Source organism: Hydrocoleum sp. CS-953, from assembly GCF_002260545.1.
GTDB lineage: Bacteria > Cyanobacteriota > Cyanobacteriia > Cyanobacteriales > Microcoleaceae > Trichodesmium.
This window is the reverse complement of record NZ_LGSU01000169.1, coordinates 1-2,337: the sequence shown is the minus strand read 5'-3', so window position 1 is coordinate 2,337 and position 2,337 is coordinate 1. Positions and strand designations below refer to the sequence as shown.

At 36.7% G+C, this 2,337-nt stretch carries 1 pseudogene; it reads right to left on the bottom strand.

What is annotated here, in order from left to right:
• Window positions 1-1,462: 1,462 nt before the first annotated feature.
• Window positions 1,463-2,125 (bottom strand): annotated as a pseudogene (locus tag AFK68_RS01320) (hypothetical protein); the annotation flags it as partial.
• Window positions 2,126-2,337 lie beyond the last annotated feature (212 nt).

The following is a 2,337-nucleotide window of genomic DNA, read 5'->3' as shown; positions in this document are numbered from 1 at the left end:
CAAAACCCTGTAGGGGCGATTCACAAATCGCCCCTACTAGCAAAATATTATAGGAATTCGTGCAGAATTTGTGAAAAAAATTGTAGGGTTTGGGTTGACAAATCCCATATTAGCTAGCCGAAAGGAGCTTTAGTCGTAGGTTGGGTTGAGGTAACGAAACCCAACAAATAATATTAATTAGGACTAAGGCAACAGACTAGATATATAGCGTGAAAAACTATAACGTTATAGTTTTTGAACTCTAGATATAGTAGTTTTGGGTAAGTCTCGATCGCCTCATAGCCAAAACCTTGTAGGGGCGATTTCCGTTCCGGAATGTTCCTAATTACGCTCTTCGCCCCTACTACCAAAATATTATAGGAATTCGTGCAGAGTGAAAAAAATTGTAGGGGTTGAGTTGACAAATTCCATATTAGCTAGCCGAAAGGAGCTTTGATCGTAGATTGGTTTGAGGTAGCGAAACCCAACACATAATCTTAATTTGGATTTAGGCAACAGATTAGATATATAGCGTGAAAAACTATAACGTTATAGTTTTTGAACTCTATATCTATTAATATACTAGTTTGGCTTAAGTTGTGATTAATGCAAGATACTATATCCATTTTGCTTTGTAGCGACGTTGCATAAGGGCGTCCCTACACTAAACTCCCTAAACTTCCCACACTCCCCCACCCAATCAGATATAGCATTCTTTTTGATAAATAATATAAGTTGGGTTTCACTTCGTTCTACCCAACCTACTTTTTTGACACTCCACGGACTAAAGTCCCGTGGAATCTTCTGAGGAGCTGTAAATCAGGTTAAAACCACGATTTCCACATTGCTCGAAACAACCACATTGCCAGTACCGTACCATCGTACGTATACACTACTCAGTCCACTTGGCGGTGCCAATTGCCACTACTCTCTCCGGCCAAAAGACCATTGAGCCTACTTTTTAAATTATTTTTTAATTATAACACATTTTTTTGACGACGGATTTTAATCCGTCGAGTCGTTTCCATCCACCGCTTAAAAGACGGTGGTTTCTAACTTACCGAAATTTTACGATGACAATTACTCACATTCAACCAAATTACCAGCAGAAACGAACCCCCGCAAAGGAGAACTAATTTTCACCCACTTACGTTTTTCACCATTTTTATCAGGAATTAACCGATAATTTTCTACTAAAATAAGCTGACCATCAACAGGTACTTTTCCTCTATACTCGGAACGTCTAGAAGCATCCGACCGGACTGCTAAACCTCGTGGTGCTTTTTTACTGTCAATTTCACGGCATAAACTTTCATTTATTTCTGATATAGACTCAGAAGTTGGAGATGTTTGTGTCGGTAAATTATCAATAGGAGTATTTTGACTAGAAGATTCTGCGGGAGTTTCTCCTGAAGTCTTTTCGGCAACTTCAGAACATTCTATTAAATTAGTTTCATTACCAGGAAAACCCCTAGAAACAAANTGGTGCTTTTTTACTGTCAATTTCACGGCATAAACTTTCATTTATTTCTGATATAGACTCAGAAGTTGGAGATGTTTGTGTCGGTAAATTATCAATAGGAGTATTTTGACTAGAAGATTCTGCGGGAGTTTCTCCTGAAGTCTTTTCGGCAACTTCAGAACATTCTATTAAATTAGTTTCATTACCAGGAAAACCCCTAGAAACAAATCCCGAAATAGGAGAAGTAATTTCTATCCAGGTACGACCAGCAGGTCCGCGAATATTTCGATAACCTTCAATTAATTTCACCTGTTGATTAAAATCTACAGTGCCAACTTTAGGAGAATTAGGAGTAGGTCTTTTGTTAACAGTTAGACCTGTTTCGTCATTAACTAGACGACATAAACTAGCAGTTTCTTCAACTATTTGAGTAATTTTTGGAGATACCTGAGTAGTTTCTTCAACTATTTGAGTAATTTCTTCAACTATTTGAGTAATTTCTTCAGATACTTGAGTAGTTTCTTCAGATATTTGAGTAATTTCTTCAGATACTTGAGACATTTCTGGAGATATCTGAGTAGTTTCTTCAGAAACCTGAGAAGTTTTGATGTTTGTGATAGCTTTTTTACCAATACTAAGAACTATCATTAACATTAATATTAACAATGCCACTGATTGACGCATATTTCAGAAGGAAGAAGGAAAAGGGAAGAAGGAAAAGGGAAGAAGGAGTAAATGTTGAAAAAAAGGAAAAATGATTGAGTCTTCACTCCCTTCAAATAAAGCTATAGAAATATGAAATTATCTGTGAAAAAAACCCTACGGTCATTTCAGTTATCAGTTAAAGGAAGAAGGAGTAAATGTTGAAAAAAGGAAAAATGATTGAGTCTTCACTC